At 62.5% G+C, this 3,300-nt stretch carries 4 protein-coding genes and 1 pseudogene; all 5 read left to right on the top strand.

Going from position 1 to position 3,300, the window contains the following annotated elements; translation table 11 throughout:
- Positions 1-316: ABC transporter permease subunit (locus L9Z73_RS28040; protein WP_411177088.1), on the top strand; the 316-nt coding region annotated here is incomplete at its 5' end.
- Entirely contained in the window at positions 316-1,395 is a 1,080-nt protein-coding gene (gene urtC / locus L9Z73_RS28035; protein WP_247407981.1) for an urea ABC transporter permease subunit UrtC, read from the top strand. The genes L9Z73_RS28040 and urtC, both read left to right, overlap by 1 nt.
- Complete coding sequence (gene urtD, locus L9Z73_RS28030) at positions 1,392-2,240, top strand: urea ABC transporter ATP-binding protein UrtD (protein ID WP_247407980.1); 849 nt, start codon at positions 1,392-1,394, stop codon at positions 2,238-2,240. Before urtC ends, urtD begins: the two co-directional genes overlap by 4 nt.
- Positions 2,241-2,390: 150 nt before the next feature.
- Complete coding sequence (urtE, locus tag L9Z73_RS28025; RefSeq protein ID WP_247407977.1) at positions 2,391-3,089, top strand: urea ABC transporter ATP-binding subunit UrtE; 699 nt, start codon at positions 2,391-2,393, stop codon at positions 3,087-3,089.
- Between the two features lie 30 nt (positions 3,090-3,119).
- A pseudogene (locus L9Z73_RS28020) lies at positions 3,120-3,300 on the top strand (urease accessory protein UreD); the annotation flags it as partial.

Below are 3,300 nucleotides of genomic sequence, written 5' to 3'. Positions count from 1 at the left end.
CGTGGACATGCTCGCGTTTGGCCTGGGCTCCGGCATCGCCGGGTTGGGCGGCGTGGCGCTGAGCCAGATCGGCAACGTCGGCCCGGACCTGGGCCAGAGCTACATCATCGATTCCTTCCTGGTCGTGGTACTCGGCGGTGTCGGCCAATTGGCCGGCAGCGTGATGGCCGCGTTCGGCCTGGGGATCGCCAACAAGATCCTCGAACCGCAGATCGGCGCCGTGCTCGGCAAGATCCTGATCCTTGCGCTGATCATTCTGTTTATCCAGAAACGCCCGCAAGGCCTCTTCGCACTGAAAGGACGGGTGATCGACTGATGAACCAGCCATTGATGCTCACGGCCACACAAAAGGCCGGCCCCAAGCTGACGATTGCCGTCGGCGCTGTGATCCTGATCCTGCTGCTGACCCTGCCGCTGTGTTCGCTGTTGTCGCCGGACAATCCGCTGCACGTCTCGGCTTACACGCTGACGTTGGTGGGCAAGATTCTCTGCTATGCCATCGTGGCGCTCGCGCTCGACCTCGTGTGGGGTTACGCCGGGATGTTGTCCCTCGGCCACGGCTTGTTCTTCGCCCTCGGCGGTTACGCCATGGGTATGTACCTGATGCGCCAGGCCTCCGGCGATGAGTTGCCGGCGTTCATGACCTTCTTGTCGTGGACCGAATTGCCCTGGTACTGGGTCGGCACCGAGCACTTCCTCTGGGCCTTGTGCCTGGTGGTGTTGGCGCCGGGGTTGCTGGCGCTGGTGTTCGGCTTCTTCGCCTTTCGCTCGCGGATCAAGGGCGTGTATTTCTCGATCATGACCCAGGCCCTGACCTTCGCCGGGATGCTGCTGTTCTTTCGCAACGAGACCGGCTTCGGCGGCAATAACGGCTTTACCAATTTCCGCAGCATCCTCGGCTTCGGTATTACCGAACCGGGCACGCGCGCGGCGTTGTTTGTGGCCACCGTGCTGTTGCTGGTGAGCAGCCTGTACATCGGCTGGCGCCTGGCCCGCAGCAAGTTCGGCCGGGTACTGACCGCCTTGCGCGATGCCGAGAACCGCCTGATGTTCTGCGGCTACGACCCGCGTGGCTTCAAGCTGTTCGTGTGGGTGTTGAGCGCGGTGCTGTGCGGCCTGGCGGGGGCGCTGTACGTGCCGCAGGTGGGCATCATCAACCCCAGCGAAATGTCGCCGACCAATTCCATCGAAGCCGCCGTGTGGGTGGCCTTGGGTGGGCGCGGCACCTTGATCGGGCCGCTGCTCGGTGCCGGGGTGGTGAACGGCATGAAGAGCTGGTTCACCGTGGCGTTCCCGGAGTATTGGCTGTTCTTCCTGGGGGCGCTGTTCATCATCGTCACCCTGTATTTGCCCAAGGGCGTGATCGGGCTGTTGAAGAAACGGGGTGAACAATGAGAGTCACGGCGACCGCAGAATTTATGCTCGAACCTATTCTCGACGCTGGCAGCGGCCGCGATGCGATCGGCATCGGCCAGGCCGCCGGCACGGGCCTCAATACGCGCCACGGCACGATCCTGACCCTCGAAGACATCAGCGTCAGCTTCGACGGTTTCAAGGCACTCAACGCCTTGAACCTGTACATCAGCGTTGGCGAGTTGCGCTGCATCATCGGCCCCAACGGCGCGGGCAAAACCACGCTGATGGACGTGATCACCGGCAAGACCCGGCCCAGCCACGGCAACGCCTGGTTCGGCGAAACCCTCGACCTGACCGCGATGAGCGAAGTGCAGATCGCCCAGGCCGGCATCGGCCGCAAGTTCCAGAAACCCACGGTGTTCGAAGCCTTGAGCGTGTTCGAAAACCTGGAGCTGGCGCAGAAGACCGACAAGTCGGTGTGGGCCAGCCTGCGCGCACGCCTGAGCGGCGAGCAGAAAGACCGCATTGATGAAGTACTCGACACCATCCGCCTGACCGCCTCGGTGCAGCGCCCGGCCGGCCTGCTGTCCCACGGCCAGAAACAGTTCCTGGAAATCGGCATGCTGCTGATGCAAGACCCGCAACTGTTGCTGCTCGACGAACCGGTGGCGGGCATGACCGACGCCGAAACCGAATTCACCGCCGAACTGTTCAAGCGCCTGGCGGGCAAGCACTCGCTGATGGTGGTGGAGCACGACATGGGCTTTGTCGGCTCGATTGCCGACCATGTGACCGTGTTGCACCAGGGCAGCGTGCTGGCCGAAGGGTCGCTGGAACAGGTGCAGGAAAACGAGCGCGTGATCGAAGTCTATCTCGGTCGCTGACTTGCTTTATGTGGGAGGGGCGGTGCGACGATTCGACTTGCCCCCGATGACAGTGGATCAGTGAAAGTTGTGTTGGCTGACACACCGCTATCGGGGGCAAGTCGAATCGTCGCACCGCCCTCCCACAAAGGATTTGAGGAGAATTTTGATATGTTGCAAGTCGAAAAATTGCACCAATACTACGGCGGCAGCCACATCCTGCGCGGGCTGTCCTTTGACGTGCAGATCGGCGAAGTCACCTGCCTGCTCGGCCGTAACGGCGTGGGCAAGACCACCCTGCTCAAGTGCCTGATGGGCCTGCTGCCCGCCAAAGAGGGCACGGTGAACTGGGAAGGCAAGGCCATCACCGGCTTCAAGCCGCACCAGCGCGTACACGCCGGGATCGCCTACGTGCCCCAGGGCCGCGAGATTTTCGGGCGGCTGACGGTGGAAGAAAACCTGCTGATGGGCCTGTCGCGCTTCCCCGGCGCCGAAGCCAGGGAAGTCCCGGCGTTTATCTATGAACTGTTCCCGGTGCTGCTGCAAATGAAGCACCGCCGTGGCGGTGACTTATCCGGTGGACAGCAACAGCAGTTGGCGATTGGCCGCGCCCTGGCGAGCCGCCCGCGCCTGTTGATTCTCGATGAGCCAACCGAAGGCATTCAGCCGTCGGTGATCAAGGAGATCGCTGCGGTGATCAAGAAACTCGCGGCCCGGGGCGACATGGCGATCCTGTTGGTGGAGCAGTTCTACGACTTTGCCGCCGAACTGGCCGACCAGTACCTGGTGATGTCGCGCGGTGAAATCGTCCAGCAAGGCCGTGGAGAAAATATGGAAAGCGACGGTGTGCGCGGTCTCGTAACCATCTAATCTGTAGCCTCCTAACGACAAGCCCACGCCATGAACCTGCCCGTTTCCCCTGCCCTGTTCACCCCTAGCTGGCACGCCGAGCTGGAACTCGGCTACGCGCGTTTCGGCGACACCACGCGCCCGGTGATGCGTCGCCACCTCGGCCCGCTGCGCGTGCAAAAACACCTGTACGCCGAAGGCCCCGAGGTGTGCCAGCACATCATCGTGCATC

This window comes from Pseudomonas emilianonis, from assembly GCF_023072625.1.
In the GTDB taxonomy this organism is placed as follows: domain Bacteria; phylum Pseudomonadota; class Gammaproteobacteria; order Pseudomonadales; family Pseudomonadaceae; genus Aquipseudomonas; species Aquipseudomonas paraveronii.
Note: the sequence above shows the minus strand (reverse complement) of the source record. Positions and strands in the feature narration are given on the sequence as shown.

Coding starts and splice junctions, on each gene's coding strand:
- urtE (WP_247407977.1), top strand. CDS start 2,391: ATGTTGCAAGTCGAAAAATTGCACCAATACTACGGCGGCAGCCACATC.
- urtC (WP_247407981.1), top strand. CDS start 316: ATGAACCAGCCATTGATGCTCACGGCCACACAAAAGGCCGGCCCCAAG.
- urtD (WP_247407980.1), top strand. CDS start 1,392: ATGAGAGTCACGGCGACCGCAGAATTTATGCTCGAACCTATTCTCGAC.